This is a genomic window from uncultured Marinobacter sp. (assembly GCF_947259545.1).
In the GTDB taxonomy this organism is placed as follows: domain Bacteria; phylum Pseudomonadota; class Gammaproteobacteria; order Pseudomonadales; family Oleiphilaceae; genus Marinobacter.
Genome location: NZ_CAMYMK010000009.1, coordinates 34,229 through 50,411, shown reverse-complemented (window position 1 = coordinate 50,411; position 16,183 = coordinate 34,229). Strand labels below are relative to the sequence as shown.

At 59.0% G+C, this 16,183-nt stretch carries 11 protein-coding genes; 4 read left to right on the top strand and 7 right to left on the bottom strand.

What is annotated here, in order from left to right; all coding sequences use genetic code 11:
• Positions 1-58: 58 nt before the first annotated feature.
• Both mnmE and Q0Y21_RS15000 read left to right on the top strand, forming a co-directional pair.
• On the top strand, positions 59-1,423 hold the full coding sequence (mnmE, locus tag Q0Y21_RS15005; protein ID WP_297797254.1) for a tRNA uridine-5-carboxymethylaminomethyl(34) synthesis GTPase MnmE: 1,365 nt from the start codon (positions 59-61) through the stop codon (positions 1,421-1,423).
• A gap of 143 nt (positions 1,424-1,566) precedes the next feature.
• Entirely contained in the window at positions 1,567-2,313 is a 747-nt protein-coding gene (locus Q0Y21_RS15000; protein ID WP_297797252.1) for an ABC transporter substrate-binding protein, read from the top strand.
• A 37-nt stretch (positions 2,314-2,350) separates the two neighbouring features.
• Here the strand turns inward: Q0Y21_RS15000 and thpD are convergent, their stop codons facing one another.
• From thpD to Q0Y21_RS14965, 7 genes are all read right to left on the bottom strand, one after another.
• Positions 2,351-3,286 (bottom strand): ectoine hydroxylase, encoded by a 936-nt coding sequence (gene thpD / locus Q0Y21_RS14995; protein WP_297797250.1) that lies wholly within the window; start codon positions 3,284-3,286, stop codon positions 2,351-2,353.
• 174 nt (positions 3,287-3,460) lie between these two features.
• Positions 3,461-5,611, bottom strand: coding sequence for a TonB-dependent siderophore receptor (locus Q0Y21_RS14990; protein WP_297797248.1), 2,151 nt, complete (start codon positions 5,609-5,611; stop codon positions 3,461-3,463).
• Between the two features lie 81 nt (positions 5,612-5,692).
• The gene (locus Q0Y21_RS14985) at positions 5,693-8,137 is read right to left on the bottom strand and encodes a GNAT family N-acetyltransferase (protein WP_297797246.1); all 2,445 of its coding nucleotides are present in this window, start codon (positions 8,135-8,137) and stop codon (positions 5,693-5,695) included.
• A gap of 13 nt (positions 8,138-8,150) precedes the next feature.
• The gene (locus Q0Y21_RS14980) at positions 8,151-9,323 is read right to left on the bottom strand and encodes an MFS transporter (RefSeq protein WP_297797244.1); all 1,173 of its coding nucleotides are present in this window, start codon (positions 9,321-9,323) and stop codon (positions 8,151-8,153) included.
• A gap of 7 nt (positions 9,324-9,330) precedes the next feature.
• Positions 9,331-10,668 carry a lysine N(6)-hydroxylase/L-ornithine N(5)-oxygenase family protein gene (locus tag Q0Y21_RS14975; protein WP_297797242.1) on the bottom strand — a complete coding sequence of 446 codons (1,338 nt, stop codon included), beginning with the start codon at positions 10,666-10,668 and terminating at the stop codon, positions 9,331-9,333.
• On the bottom strand, positions 10,658-12,118 hold the full coding sequence (locus Q0Y21_RS14970) for an aspartate aminotransferase family protein (protein WP_297797240.1): 1,461 nt from the start codon (positions 12,116-12,118) through the stop codon (positions 10,658-10,660). The genes Q0Y21_RS14975 and Q0Y21_RS14970 overlap by 11 nt, the downstream gene beginning before the upstream one ends.
• Before the next feature lie 321 nt (positions 12,119-12,439).
• Positions 12,440-14,260 (bottom strand): acyl-CoA dehydrogenase C-terminal domain-containing protein, encoded by a 1,821-nt coding sequence (locus Q0Y21_RS14965; RefSeq protein WP_297797238.1) that lies wholly within the window; start codon positions 14,258-14,260, stop codon positions 12,440-12,442.
• Between the two features lie 246 nt (positions 14,261-14,506).
• Between Q0Y21_RS14965 and Q0Y21_RS14960 the strand changes: the two genes are divergently transcribed.
• Positions 14,507-15,070 carry a DUF3833 domain-containing protein gene (locus Q0Y21_RS14960; protein ID WP_297797236.1) on the top strand — a complete coding sequence of 188 codons (564 nt, stop codon included), beginning with the start codon at positions 14,507-14,509 and terminating at the stop codon, positions 15,068-15,070.
• A gap of 15 nt (positions 15,071-15,085) precedes the next feature.
• Positions 15,086-16,180, top strand: coding sequence for an efflux RND transporter periplasmic adaptor subunit (locus Q0Y21_RS14955; protein ID WP_297797234.1), 1,095 nt, complete (start codon positions 15,086-15,088; stop codon positions 16,178-16,180).
• Positions 16,181-16,183: the final 3 nt, after the last annotated feature.

Genomic DNA, 16,183 nt, shown 5'->3' with positions numbered 1-16,183 from the left:
GGCTCCTTCGTGGAGCCTTTGCTGGTTCAGGGCTACTGGAAAGGATGTTACACAACACATGCAATACGTGACCGATACCATTGCCGCCATTGCCACCGCTCCGGGTCAGGCCGGTGTCGGTATTGTCCGTGTATCCGGCCCGGAAGCGCGGGAGATTGCCTGTCGGATGCTGGGGTATGAACCCCGGCCCCGCTACGCCCATTACGGCCCGTTTTACGACCAGCAGAACCAGCTGATCGATGAAGGCATTGGGCTGTTCTTCCCCAACCCCAATTCCTTTACCGGAGAGGATGTCTTTGAACTCCAGGGCCATGGCGGCACGGTAATCCTGGACCTGCTGCTTCGCCAGGTCTGTGACCTCGGCGCTCGCCTCGCACGGCCCGGGGAGTTCTCCGAACGGGCGTTTCTCAATGACAAACTGGACCTCACCCAGGCCGAAGCCATTGCCGACCTGATTGAGAGCAGTTCGGAGCAGGCCGCGCGATGCGCGGTTCGCTCCATGCAGGGGGTGTTTTCCCGCCGTATCGAGAACCTGGTGGAAGCAGTCACCCACTTGCGCATCTACGTGGAGGCGGCGATCGATTTCCCGGAGGAAGAGATCGACTTTCTTGCCGATGGAAAGGTGGCCGCCGACCTGCAGCAACTGATCACCGACCTGGACGGCATACTGGGAGAAGCACAACAGGGCACTATCCTCCGTGATGGTATGAAGGTGGTGATTGCCGGCCGCCCCAATGCCGGCAAATCGAGCCTGCTCAATGCCCTCGCGGGCCGTGAAGCGGCTATCGTGACCGCCATCGAAGGCACGACCCGGGACGTGTTGCGGGAACATATCCACATCGATGGCATGCCCCTGCACATCATTGACACCGCCGGACTGCGGGACAGCCCCGATGAGGTCGAACAGATTGGCATTGCCCGGGCCTGGGATGAAATCCGCCAGGCGGACCGGATCCTGTTGATAGTGGACGCCACCACAACACCGGAAACCACCCCGCACGAGATCTGGCCGGACTTTATCGATCAGTTGCCGGCCTCGGCACCGGTGACGGTCATCCGCAACAAGGTGGATCTGTCCGGAGAAACCATCGGGCTTGTGGATAACCCGCCTGCCCCGGTGATTCGTCTGGCCGCCAAGTCTGCGGACGGGTTGGAGATTCTGCGGGATCACCTGAAGCAGTGTATGGGCTTTGCCGCAACCACCGAAGGTGGGTTCCTGGCCCGTCGCCGGCATCTTGATGCTTTGGAGCGTGCCCGTGATTCCATGCTTCAGGGGCAGGGTCAGCTGGACGGTTTTGGTGCCGGTGAGCTGTTAGCGGAAGATCTGCGTGCCGCTCAGGACGCCCTGGGAGAAATCACCGGGGTGATGACGCCGGACGACCTGCTGGGGAAAATATTCAGCAGTTTCTGCATTGGAAAATAGCGCAATCCGCCAAGGACGATCCGCCCTTACGAAAACACACAGGAATTGTATAAAACCCTGTTAAATCATCAGGTAGACTCCTCCGCCGCATAACGAACGCGCCACAACCTTGTGGTGCGAACACCATTGCAAGGAGAAACGCTGTGCGGAACCTGTCTATTTTCCTGTCTCTGATCCTGGCGCTGGCTTCGGCCCCCCAGGTAAGCGCATCCGAAAAGCTCTACTTTTACACCGAGAACTTCCCGCCCTATAACATGAGTGCCACTGGCCGTGCCTTTGAGCATAAGGGTGACAGCATTGATGGCCTGTGTACCGAAATGGTCAAGGCCATCCTCAGCCATACCACTCTCGACTACGTGATCAAGCTCCGTAACTGGGACTATGGCTATAATCGCGCCAGGAACAAGAAGAACCACGGTATCTTCTGCACCACTTATACCGAGAAGCGCGCGCCCATGTTCAAGTGGGTAGGGCCGCTGACGAAGAACCTGTGGACGATTTTTGCACCCGCCAACACCGACCTGAAGATCGACAGACTGGAGGATGCCCGGGGATTGTTGTTTGGTGGCTACCGCAACGATGTGATGACCGAGTACCTGCTGGAACGTGGTTATGAGGTCTCGGCACTGGACAGCGACGACCTGAACCCCAAGCGCCTGGAACTGGGTCAGGTTGACCTGTGGATCGCCGACCGTCTGGCCGGCCCCTACTTTGCGTCCCAGCAGGATGTGGAAGGCCTGGAACCGGTCTACTCCTTCAATGACACCGAGCTGTACCTGGCGATCAATCCCGCCACTCCGGACAGTGTGGTTGATGAGTTAAACGCGGCCCTGAACAAGGTTCACGAAACCGGTATGTACGATGCCATCGAGACCAAATACGGCCTTTGACGGGGAGCAGGCACCCCCCGCTTGGTAGGGAGGGTGCTTAGCCGGTGCGGTCCAGAATCGGGACTTGCAGTGGCTGTAAAGCGTCAGTGTGGGTGCGGTTGCCCAGAAAATCCGGCCGGGGCTTGTTGCCACAAAACGGCTCCACCACCTGGTTTTCCACACTGTTGTACACGAAGAACAGGTTACTTCTGGGCCAGGGCGACATGTTGGCATTGGATGCGTGCAGGGTATTGCACTCGAAAATGATCAATGACCCGGCGGGGCCTGTCGGTGCCGTAATGCCATGCTGGTCGATCATCCGGTCCAGGTCCCGGTTACTGGGCACACCCAGTTCCTGTTTTTTCAGGGATGACTGGTAATTGTCCTCCGGTGTCCGACCGACACAGGGAATAAAGGTCTTGTGGGAGCCCGGCACCAGCATCAGCGGGCCGTTGAAGGGGGTGTTGTCGGTCAGTGCAATGGAAAAACTCACTGACCGCATACGTGGCATGCCGTCTTCGGCGTGCCAGGTTTCAAAGTCCGAGTGCCAGTCGAACCCTTTGCCATGGAAACCCGGCTTGAAGTTGATACGGGACTGGTGAATGTAGGCCTCACTTCCGAGCAGCTGATGCACCATGTCGAGAATCCTGGGATCCCGGGTGAGCTTGTCGAACCGGTCCGAAAGCTCATGAATCCCGAAGATGGAGCGGATCTCGCGTTTACCCGGCTCGGTGATGGTGCCTTCCGATTGCAGCACCGCGTCATCCTCCTCATAGGCCCGCAGGTCCTCGCGGAATCGTTCCACCGTGGCGGGATCGAGGAAATTGTTGAACACCAGGAAACCGTCCCGTTCGTATCGGGCCAGCTCGGTTTCACTTAACGGGCCATCGTGCCGTTGTGGTCCGGTGCTGTGGATAACCGGGTCCAGCCGCTCAAAGCTGGATGTGGGCCGTTCCAGACGGGTTGGATAAAAGTCATCAGTACGAATTTCCATAGTCGAACCTCCTTATCGTTCTACCGCACAGCCCCCCGGACCGGAGGACTGTGCCATAAAATAATCTATTGATTCGTCAAGGAATTCCGCCTGCATGGCGGGCATATGTTAGGTAAGGGTGTCAGGGAGAATTTCAACCACCGTGACGTCCCTGTCACGTTGGTTGAAGCAGTTTCAGAACCGGTAGGTGACGGAACCGGTGACCTCACGGCGAAGGCCGTAAGTGGCGGAGCTGTCGAAAGCAGTGCCCACGTAATCCTTGTCCAGCAGATTCTGGGCGTGAAGCCCCAGGGCCACCTCGCCGATATCGTAGGTGATGGAGGCATCCACCAGCGTCACGCTGGGTACTTCCAGCTGGCTGTTTGGTCCGTTGAATAAGGCACCGTTGCTGTCACCTGTGTAGCGCACGCCGGCGCCAAGGCTGAGGCCATGGAGCGGTCCACCGCTGAAGGCATACTTGCTCCAGAGTGAGGCTTCATGTTCCGGGGTGTATTCCAGCGGTTCACCTTCCTCAACGGGATTGCTGGCTTCGGTAATTTCCGCGTCGGTGTAGGCATAGCTGGCGATCAGTTCCAGACCCATGGCTAACTGGCCGCGGGCCTCAAGTTCCACGCCCCTGGAACGGGCCTCGCCCTTCTGTTCACTCAGGAAAGAGGTCGGATTGGTCGTCAGGTAATCTTCCCGTGTGAGGTCAAAGTAAGCGAGGGTAACAAGGGTGCGACTGGTCGGTTGATATTTGACCCCGACCTCATACTGATGCGCGGTTTCAGGCGCGAATGGCTGGCCATTAGCATCGGTACCGGTGGTCGGCAGGAACGATTCCATGTAGCTGATATACGGTGACAGACCGTTGTCGAAGCGGTAGGTCACACCCGCACGACCACTGAATTCCTCATCATCGCGGCTGGCCGTGGTGCCGGAAAGATTGCTGAGGGTTTCGCTGCGGGCATTGTCATAGCGACCACCAAGGGACAGGGTCCAGCGATCCCACCGAATCTGGTCCTGGAGATAGACGCCGGTCTGTTTCAGTTCACCCTCGTCATCCTTGAAAATGGGGGCATCTGCAACGGCCGCACCATACTGAGGCTCAAAAATATCCAGGTTGCTGGCAGCCCCGAAGAACTGCCGGGAACTGACGTCGATATCCTGATGGTCCAGTCCCACCAGAACGGTGTGATCCGCCGCCCCGGTGTTGAAGCCAATTTCCACCTGGTTGTCCACATTCAAACCGTCGATCCGCCCGAAGCTGTCAAAGCGGGCACGGGTGATCGTGCGCTGATCGGGAAGAAGGCTGGTCGTATAGATCGTTTGATCGTCCACATCGTTGCGGTAGTTGCGCACATTCTGTCGCACCGTCACCTGATCATTGATGATGTGCTCGAACTCATAGCCCAGCGCATTTTCCCGACGTTCATAGTTGTCGAAGCCGGGCTCACCGGTGAACCGGTTGTCGGGAATCTTGCCGTTGGGATTGGGCTCCAGGGTGCCTTGCAGGGGATAACGCTGAGACGGCTGTGTATCGTCGTATTGCCAGTGGGCCAACACAGTGAAACGGGTGGCGTCGGTAGGCTGCCAGGTCAGGCTTGGGGCCAGGTACTTTCGGTCGTCATCCACGAAGTCCACCTGGGTCTCACTGTCGCGTACCAGGCCGACAAGCCGGAGCGCCAGTGTGTCACTGTCATTGACCGCTCCGCTGATGTCGAACTGGCCCTGGACCAGTTCATTGGTGCCGGCTTCGACTCGCACCTCACGACGGGTATCGAAGGTCGGCCGTTTCGATACATAGTTAACCAGACCACCAGGACCGGCCTGGCCATAGAGAATTGAGGACGGTCCCTTTAATACATCGATACGCTCTGCACCGTAGGGCTCCAGACTGTAGCCTGCGGCAAAATTCGGATTACTGAGCTTGAGTCCGTCGCGGAAAATACCGCTGGTGGCGACATCGAAGCCGCGAATTCTCAGGAAGGTGGTGCGAGGCTCGAAACCGAAGGTTTCGCCCCGGGCTCCGGCGGTGTAGCGCAATACTTCGCCAAGATTGGCCGCGTTCTGATCCTTGATCTCGTCGGCGGTCACCGTGGTGATGGACTGGGGTGTTTCGGTGATGGCGGTGGCGGTCTTGGTGCCGGTAACGGTGGTATCTGCCGCATAACCGTCTATCGGAGTCGTGCCACTATTGGACGCATCTGCGGATACCTCAATGGCGTCCAGCTCTTCCACATCGGTTTCCTGGGCCTGCAGTACAGAACTCAGAAGACAGCCTGCAATCGCCAGAGCCAGCCCCGAAGGCTTTAAAAGATGATCGGTGTTAGATGGGGTTTTCATCAAATAATACTCCAAATGAAAATTTTAATGCGACGCATTCTCAATAGGTGGCGTGTGAAAGTCAACTTATCCGGATATCACTCAGTCACGTACTGTTTCTTCTGCGGGCATGCTTTTCCGCGCGTGACACGCAATGGGATTGACCAGGGTGCCATGGAACTGGAGGTTGCCCGCCGGGTCCGCCAGGTCGATCATCTGCTGGTTGTTGGCCAGTTGCAGGCGATTCAGGCAGGAGCGGGTGAATTCCGGAGCAAACAGGTCGTGGCGGCGGAATTTGTCGGCCAGCTCCGGATGGGCTACCTGATAGTCGTGGACACAGTCGGCCACCAGCTGCCAGAAACGGGATTCGGGTAAATCCCCCTGTTCATCGAGAATCGGCGCCATGAAGCGGAAAATGCAGTCGAACAGGTCGGTGAAGATCGACAGCACCTTGAGCTCTTCCGGTACCTCCACCTGTAACCGCCGAACGTCTTCCGAGAGCAGGATATCGGTGTTCATGATGGCCGCTTCCTCGGCGATGTCCTTCATGATGGCCCGCACCGGGACATGGTTTTCCAGCACCAGGATCAGGTTTTCACCATGGGGCATGAAAACCAGGTCGTGGGCATAGAAACAATGCAGCAAGGGGCTCATGTAGCCGTGCAGGAAACGCCGGATCCAGCTCTCGCTATCCAGGCCAGAGGCGGCAATCAGCGCCGGCAACAGGGCATTGCCCCCGGCATCCACGTGGAGCAGCCCGGCCATGGTCATCAGTTTCTGGTTGTCTTTGAGTTGCGGAATCGGGCTTTCCCGCCACAGCGCCGACAACATCTTGCGGTAAGGGCTGTACTTATCCACAGCCTCTTCGAAATGGGCATTGGTGTAGCCGATACCGGCCACTTCCCGCAACAGGCTGAAGCCGGTGCTGGCCAGGTACGGGTCCTGATTCACCAGATCGTAAAGGAATTCGTTAATGGCCGGCGTCGTACTCATGTAGTAGGGCGACAAGCCCCGCATGAAACCCATATTGAGAATGGAAAGTGCGGTCTTGACGTAATGCCGGTGCGGCCGATCGGTGTTAAAGAAGGTGCGGATGGATTGTTGCGCGCGGTAGCGGTCCTGCCCCTCACCCAGGTAAACCAGTTTCTCGGTGGCGATGTCGGCCGCGAATACGTGGGCCAGTTTGTTGTACCACTGCCATGGGTGGACGGGCAGCAGGTAATAATCCTCCGGGTTCAGCGACCGTTGCTTCAGCAACGTCATGAAGGCTTCGAACTGCTCGTCTCCCAGCTCCTCCCGTATCATGCCGTTGAAACCATGGTCTTCGCTGCTGGCCACGGTGGTACTGTCCTTGTGTGCGGCCACCCAGATCAGCCGGATGGGGGTGCCCGCTTCCGGCGCATAGGCCTGGTAGTCGCGGGCGTCGAAGCCGATGCGGCCGTTGTTGGCCACGAAGCAGGGATGACCTTCCATCATCGCGGATTCCAGCTGCTGGAAGTCCGCATCCACCAGCGAGGTAACATCCAGTCCCGGGCGGCGGTGTTTGTAGGCGCTGCCATAGAGGGTACTGGCGATCTCTTCCAGGTACGTCGGTAGCATGGCGTCCTGGATACCCAGGGTCTGGCGGAACTCGATGATGAAGCGCATGGCGTCCACATCCGTTTGCTCGCCAGCGACTTCTTTGCGGATGGACGACGGATCGATGTGCCAGTGCTCCAGGGCAAGAACTTTGCCGAGGAAACGGTACTCGACGTCAGGGTTGTCCGCGACTACGCGATATTCCTGCCAGCCATCCTGCTCTGACAGGGGGTCTGGCTGAAGCAGCGTCTCATGGGCAAACTCGCTCAGGGCCTTACGCACCAGCAGCGTATTCACATGCTGCCACAGCTCCGGTTGCAGGTGATCGCACGCCAGTGCGGGATTGTTGGTGAGGGAAATGGTCCGGTCGGTGGTCATGTTGGATTCCTTGAGCAGAGAGTTGTTGGTCATGGCTTGCTGGAACTGCGCATAGTTGCAGAACGCCAGGTGAGCCTGTTTGTCCGGTAATGAGATGATCCGGTCATACTGGAAACCGGCAAAACGATTCAGGTCATGGATGCGATCGTTGCTGACGTCCGGCTCGACGACAATGCGTCGGGCATCCAGAGCTTCGAACAGGAACCCCATGATCACGGTGAACACACCACGGGTGAATCCGCGAATGGGGTGATCGGTGGGGGCGATCAGAATGTGCATACCCAGATCACCGGATTGCACCGGGTAGTGTTCCGCCAGTGGCGATTGCTCCGGTTGATAGGTCTCCATCAGGAAAGCGGGCTGACTATTGTGCAGACCGACAAAGGCATCCCCCTCCCCGGATGACCGCAGGGTGCGGTAAAACTCGTCAAGCTCGTTCTTCGACATGTCCTGCATGCCCCAGAAACGGGCGTGGTCGTCACTGAGCCACTGATGGATCAGCGACAGATCCTCCGGCAATTGCAGGGGACGAATGCGGAACTGGCCCAGTGAAGGCAGGTGTTGTTCATAGTGGTAGGTAACGTCGTTCATGATCATTCCCTGGTCAGGTGGACGGTTGTAGCTCGCGACGGCTGCGGTAAAACAGCGCGCCGTAGACGGTCGCGGTCAATACCAGGCCGGCAGCGGCGACGCCAAAAGGCATTTGCAGTCCCAGCAGCCCCACCAGTCCGCCAGCGGATGACGCCGCGGCCAGTACTCCCAACTGCTGGAAGATATTGATCTTGCTGAAATCGGTGGCGTAGGCCTCGGGGTGACTGAGAGCAAACAGCAGCTGGTCCAGCTGGACGGTGGCCTGGAACAGCGCCCAGCCAAACAGGCAGCGGCCTGCCAGAACCAGCCATTCCTGATTCAGTCCCTGCAGGGCCAGGCCGACACTGCCCAGCATCATTGCAGTCAGCAGCCCCTCCCCGGGCGATCGGGTTCGGCCACTGCGGGCGTTGAGCCACAAGGCCAGGATGGCGATACCGGCCGGAATGGCGAACACCAGTCCGGACAGGATTTCGCCCGTGGCCGGGGTCACCGATTCCCAATAGCGCACGAAGAACGGGCGGGTGAGGTAGGCACTGAAATAGAACAGGAACATCACCAGTCCCAGCTTGTAGATCACGGCAGAGGTCACCCGGCTCTTTTCGGGCGCTGCCGTTGGCGGTTCCTCTGGTTCGGGCCGGGCATCGGGGCGGCGGATGAGATAAAGACAGACCCCGGTCTGGATGAAATCGCTCACCGCCATCACCAGAAACACCTGGCGCGGCTCAAACCACTGCAGGACCACGCCACCGAGTACGGCGCCGGCAATGCCGCCTATATGAACCACCACGGATAACAGCCCGATGGTATTGCCGTGGTTCTCCTGGCGTTCGGCGGCCATGATCATCGGGTAGACCAGCAGATAACTGCCTTTGAACACCAGCATGACCAGCGACAGGATCCAGAACGACACCGGGGTATCGGCCCAGTAGCAGAGGATACTCAGTCCACCGGCGGCCAGTTGCGTGGGAATCAGCAGCTGCAGCACCGGTATCCGCCGGGAGACTCTCGCCCACATCGGAAAGGCGATGACGATGGTGAGGCAGCAGGCACTGAGGTAGAGACCAATATGACCGGGATCGGTGATGCCGAACACACTGGCGAAAAAATGCGGATAAAAGGGCAGCAGCATGGAATCGCTGACCACCGCGGCAATGGTGATGGCGACCAGCCAATGTTTAACCGTCATAGCCATCTTACGCCGGCTCCATCAGTGAGCCGGTGCCGTGCGTGGCCTCCCGGGATTCGGGAGCGCCGAACTGCTGGAAGGCGATGGCCTGCTCTATGGCGTAGGGTTCGCGTCCGGTCAGTTCCCGCAATATCCAGGCATTGCGATAGCACGCCATACCCAGGTCGGGGGTGACAAAGCCATGGGTATGCAATTCCGCGTTCTGCACGAAAATTTCCTGACCCCGGTGATCAATGCTGTAGTTGCGTCCAACGGCAAAGCGACCGCGGTCATCCCGGCGGATACGTCCCGCGATCCCCTCCAGGAAATCAGGTTCCCGGTATTGGTAACCGGTGGCCAGTACCAGTCCGGCGGTGTTCAGCGCGAACGGCCGGTCCTGCTCCAGATGGCGGAAGGTCAGCTCATGGTGCGCACTGTCGCCGCAGAAACGGGCGGACTCCAGGCGGCTGTTGGTGAGCAGGTTGATCGGCACATCAGCCACCAGCCTCTTGGTGTACAGCAGGTCGAAGATGTCGTTGATCAGGTCGGTATTGATGCCCTTGTAGAGGTGCTTCTGATTGGTCACCAGATCGTCGCGGGTTTGTGCTGGCAGGTCGTGGAAATAATCCACGTACTCGGGAGAGGTCATCTCCAGGGTCAGCTTGCTGTACTCCAGCGGAAAGAAGCGGGGGGATCGGGTGATCCAGTTCAGCTGGTAGCCAAAGCGGTCGACGTCCTGTAGCAGGTCGTGGAATATCTCGGCGGCACTCTGTCCGCTGCCGAGTACGGTAATGGACGGCTGCGCCTGCAGTTCCGATTTGTGGTCAAGGTAACCGGACGAATGGAGGGCGGAGCCCTCCAGATGTTCGCAGCACGGTGGTACGGCCGGGCGTGGTCCGGTGCCCAGCACCAGTCGGCGGGCGCGGAACTGCTGTTCATCACCACTCTGGGTGCAGCGCGCCGTTACCACATACTGTTTGTCGGCTTCATCGTAGTGGATGGCTTCCACCCGGGTGTTGAAGCGGACGTTGCTCAACTGGCTGGCGGCCCACTGGCAGTACTGGTTGTATTCGCGGCGCAACAGGAAAAAACTCTCGCGAATGTAGAAAGAGTAAATGCGGCCCTGGGCCTTGAGGTAATTGAGGAAACTATAGGGGCTGGTGGGGTCCGCCAGGGTCACCAGATCCGACAGGAACGGGGTCTGCAGCCGGGCGTTCTCCAGCATCATGCCCGGATGCCAGTCGAACTGGGGGTTCTCATCCAGCACCAGCCCGCTCAGGTCGTCCAGGGGTTCGGCCAGGCAGGCCAGGCTGAGGTTAAAAGGGCCCAGACCAATGGCAATGAAATCAAGAGTGTTATCCGACATGGGCGACCTCCATCGGCTGCTGGGTGCTAGTGGGTGTATGGGCGGACAGAGCGTCGGCGCCGTGGCGTTTGATCAGGCGCAGAACCGCCTGGACATCCCGGATCCGGGTGTCGGGGTTAAGCAGGGTGAACTTCAGATACTGCCGGCCGTGGACCCGGGTGGCGGCGACCAGGGCTTCGCCGGAGCGCATCAGGGCCTTGCGGATGGACTGGTTGAGCTGGTCCAGTGCCGCCTCACTCATCGCCATGTCAGGGCGGTAGCGGAATACCAGGGTACTGAGCTGGGGCTGGTGAAGAATTTCGATGTCGTTATCCGATAACAGCAGCAGGTAGCCCTGGCGGGCCAGGTGGATAACTTTGTCGAAAGCCGCGCCAATCGCCTCGGGCCCCAGTGCCCGAAGGGTCAGCCAGAGCTTGAGAGCGTCAAAACGGCGGGTGGTCTGCAGGCTCTTGTCCACCAGGTTGGGGGTGCCTTCCTGGCGCTGGCACAGGGGATTCAGGTATTCGGCGTGCCAGGTGACACAGCCCAGAGTGTGTTTATGGCGCACCAGCAGGGCGCTGCAACTGACCGGCTGAAGAAAGGATTTGTGGTAGTCGACCGTGACCGAGTCCGCCTGCTCGATACCTTTCAGCAGGTGACGGTGTCGGGAGGACGTCAACAGTCCGCAGCCGTAGGCGGCATCCACATGAAGCCACAGGCCCTCGCGCCGGCTCAGGTCCGCGATCGGGATAATTGGGTCTATACTGCCAAAATCGGTGGTGCCGGCGGTCGCCACCACCGCCATCGGCAGCAGTCCCTGTTCGCGGGTTGTCTCGATGGCTTGCGTCAGGGCAGCCACGTCCATGCGATAGTAGGCATCACAGGGCACCGGGACCACGGCGTCATAACCCAGTCCCAGCAGCGCTGCGGCTTTCTGGATGCTGAAATGGCTGACTTCGGAGCAGAAGATGCGGAATCGGTGGGCGTCCGGATGCAGACCCTGTTCCCGGGTGCTGTGCTGCCAGAAATGTTGGGACAGGTTGTCCCGGGCCAGCAACATCGCCATCAGGTTGGACTGAGTGCCGCCGCTGGTAAACACCCCGTCGGCGTCGCTATCAAAGCCGATACGGTTGGCCGTCCAGTCAATCAGTCGTTGTTCAATGAAGGTACCGCCGCCACTCTGGTCCCAGGTATCCACTGAGGTGTTGAAGGATGCCTGGATCAGCTCCGCAGTGATTGCGGGAATGGTGACCGGGCAGTTGAGGTGAGCGGTGTAGTGGGGGTGGTGGAAATAGACGGCGTCTTCCAGATACAGCCGGTCAAGTTCTGCAAGGGCTTCGTTCATGCCGCTGCAGGGCTGATCAAGGTCCAGGTGTTCGAACTGCTGGGCCAGTTCCCGTGGCAGTATACCGCTGAAAGGACGCTTGACGGCCGTCATCCGGTTCTCGATCAGTTCCAGGCCCTGGAGCATGCTGCTCCTGTAGTGCGTCAGGTTGGCGCTGTTGAAAAGAAACTGATCCGTCTTCGATGGGTTTGGCGAGGACGGCGGTGTCAATGCAGTGCTTGAAAATGCAGGGTGATCAGACATGGGCAGGATGGTCCGTTTGTTGGTAGATGGTTCATCAAACGATAAATAAGGTGCGAATGATTCTCAATTACTAATTAATCAATGTCAATGTTGCCAAAGGCGACAGTTAACCTTTTGATTGTCTTAGGTTGACGGACAGAGGGGAGCGGGAGGCAAAAAAAAGAGGAGCCGGGTGGCTCCTCTTTCGGGACAGTATTGGAAGGATCAGCCGGTAAAGCTCATGTCCTCCGCGTCCAGCTGCATCAGGTTCTTGCTGGGGCTGAGCATGCTGGTGGCGTGGGCCTGTGCGCGGGGCAGCAGGCGCTCATAATAGAATTCCGCAGTGGCCAGTTTGGCCTTGTAGAACTCTTCGGACTCATCTCCGCCATTGTCCAGCTTGTCGGCTGCGACTGCCGCCTGACGCGCCCAGATGTAGGCCATGGACACGTAACCGCTGTACATCAGGAAATCGTGGGCAGCGGCACTGACCACATCCCGGTCCTTGCGAGCGGCCAGCATGATGCGCACGGTCAGCAGGTTCCATTGTGCGGTCAGCTTCAGCAGTTCCACCGCGAACGGCCGCAGACGCTTGTCGGTCAGATGCTTGCGGGCGAAGTTGGCAATGATCAGGGTGAACTCGCGCACCGCGCCGCCTTGGGTCATCAGCAGAACCTTGCGGCCCAGCAGGTCCAGGGCCTGGATGCCGGTGGTGCCCTCGTACAGAGTGGCAATGCGGGTATCCCGTGCGATCTGCTCCATGCCGTGCTCACGGATGTAGCCGTGGCCGCCGAAGACCTGCATGCCAATATTCGCTGCCTCGTTACCCAGCTCGGTGAGGAAGCCTTTGAGGATCGGCGTCAGGAAACCGAGCTTGTCGTCGTACTTGTCGGCTTTCTTCTCGTCACCTTCGGCATACCCTTCCACCATATGATCGGCCACCCGTGCGGCGTAATACAGCATCCCGCGTCCGCCTTCGGCGATGGCTTTCTGGGTCAGCAGCATGCGCCGCACATCGGCGTGGTGAATCAGTGCATCGGCGACATGTTCCGGATCTTTCTTGCCGGACAGCGCGCGCATGGAGCGGCGCTCCTTGGCGTAGTCCAGTGCCCACTGATAGGACAGTTCCGCAGGGCCGACACCCTGGATGGCGGTACCAATCCGGGCGGAGTTCATGAAGGTGAACATGCAGTTCAGACCTTCGTTCTCGGGTCCGATCAGGAAAGCGGTGGCCTCATCGAAATTCATCACGCAGGTTGCGGATGCCTTGATGCCCATTTTCTTTTCCAGGCTGCCACAGGTCACGCCGTTGCGCTCGCCGACACCGCCGTTACCGTCCGGCAGGAACTTGGGAACGATAAACAGGCTGATGCCCTTGGTGCCCTTGGGCGCATCCGGCAGGCGTGCCAGCACAATGTGGACAATATTTTCGGTCAGGTCGTGGTCACCGGAGGAAATGAAAATCTTGGTGCCGGTGAGCTTGTAGCTGCCGTCCGCCTGGGGTTCGGCTTTGGTTTTGACCTGGCCCAGGTCAGTACCGCATTGTGGTTCGGTCAGGCACATGGTGCCGCCCCAACGCCCTTCCGTCAGCGGTGTCAGGTAGGTTTGTTTCTGGTCCTCGGAGCCATGCAGGTAAATCGTGTTCATGGCACCGAGGGACAGGCCCGGGTACATTGAGAACGACCAGTTGGCGGTGCCCATCATTTCCTGCTTCAGCAGGCCCATGGAGGCGGGCAGTCCCTGACCGCCGTATTCTTCCGGCGCGGACAGTCCCTGCCAGCCGCCCATGGCATACTGCTCGTAGGCTTCCTTGTAACCCTTCGGGGTGGTGACCACACCGTCTTCCAGTTTACAGCCCTCTTCGTCGCCGGGCTGATACAGTGGGCTGAGAACTTCCTCGCAGAACTTGCCGCACTCGCTGAGAATGGCCTCAACAATGTCCGGCGTGGCGTTTTCACCGCTTTTCAGGGAGGCGTAATGACTGGGGTAGTCAAACACATCATTCAGCAGAAACTTCATGTCGCGCAGGGGCGCCTTGTAAACCGGCATAACAATACCTCTGTCCTGTCAGGGAATCGGGTGGAAGGCATTGGGCCTTCCGATAAGTCATGTTTTACGGCATTCAAACAGGTGTTCCATTGACGAAAACCGCCTGTCGGACTGTCAGGAAGGACAATTGGCTGAAATGACGGTGCCGGAACCGGGCGCAATGCGGTGTTGATCGAAAAACCCGCGATGAGCGTATTTCTCCAAAGGTAACATGCCAATAAATTCTGTACCGGGAGTGTAAAAGTCATGCAAATACCCAGACCTTCGGCTGAACAGGCTGGCCCGCGATTGCCCTTGTGGTTATTGTTGTCGGTACTGGTTCTGGCCGGTTGCGCCGGGCCTTCGCTGGATGATTACAGCGATCGCGAGCCTCAACTGATTCCCGAACAGTTTTTTGAAGGCGAACTGACAGCACGGGGCGTGGTCAAAGATTGGTCGGGCACTGTCATCCGCACCTTCGACGCGACGATCGACGCCAGCTGGGACGCCCGGGGAGTCGGTACTCTGGACGAGGAGTTCCGCTTCGATGACGGCGAAGTACAGACCCGGACCTGGACACTGACGCCCTCCGACGATGGTTACCATGCCGACGCCGGTGACGTGGTAGAGCCAGGCACCATGCGGTGGCAGGGCAATACCATCCATATGAATTATGTATTACGGGTGCCATACGGTGATGGCACCATCGACGTCCGTATGGACGACTGGATGTACCTGGTGACACCGGACACCCTCATCAACCAGACCACCATGAGTAAGTGGGGATTGGATGTGGGGGAAGTGGTGTTGGTGATCACCCAAAACCAATAAGTGATAGAGACACGTATGCTGAAGCAATGGCTGATTGCGCTGGTTCTGGTGGCTGTGGCAGTGGCCGGCACGGTTACCTACCGTTATCTGGATCAGGGATCGGCTGCTGGCGACCAGCGAGTGCGGCCGGCAAGCGTGGTCAACGTTGCCAATCCCCGTCTGGAAACGGTCCGGGACCGGGTAAATGCCGTGGGCAGTCTGAAAGCGCTGGATGCCATTGAACTGACCACCGAGGTCAGTGGTCGTGTCGTTGAGCTGAACCTGCGCAGTGGCCAGCGCGTGGAGCAGGGCGATCTGCTGCTTCGTCTGGATGATCGCCAGGCGCGGGCCGAGGTTCGGGTTTCCGAAGCCCGGGTAGCCGATGCCCGGCGTCAGTTTGAGCGGGCCCGGAGCCTGCGTTCAAACAACAGTATTTCCCAGTCCCAGGTGGATGAATTGCGTACCTCGCTGGATGTGGCCCAGGCCCAGCTGGAGTCAGCGCGCACCCGTCTGGACAATCATCGTATCACCGCGCCGTTCACCGGGGTGGTGGGTCTGAATGATATCAGTATGGGAGCCTACCTGGGCTCCGGCACCGCCGTTGCGACCCTGGATTCCACGGATCGTATGGAGCTGGGTTTTGCCATCCCGGAACGATTCCTGGGGCAGATCAGTTTGGGCCAGCGAGTGCAGGGGCAGTCTCCGACCTACCCGGGGGAAACCTTCAGCGGTGAACTTGCGGAGCTGGGTACTCGCATCAGCGAACTGAGCCGTACCCTGCCGGTGCGGGCGCTGATCGACAATCCGGGCGGCAAGCTGCGCCCCGGGCAGTTCATGTCGGCCAGTCTCACCCTGCGTGAGCGCGAGGCCCTGGTGATTCCGGAACAGGCGGTACTGATGCGCGGTGCCGACAAGTATGTGTTTGTTGCCGAAGACGGCAAGGCGCGGCGCGTGCCTGTCACCCTGGGCGCCCGTCAGCCGGGGTGGGTGGAAGTGTCGGACGGTCTGTCCGAGGATGATCCGGTGATCATTACCGGCCAGGATCGCCTCAGTAGTGGCGATCGTATCGAGGTGGTGGAAGACGACAAGGCGATTCCGGACAACCGCTTTGCCACCTCGCTGGAGTCGTAATCC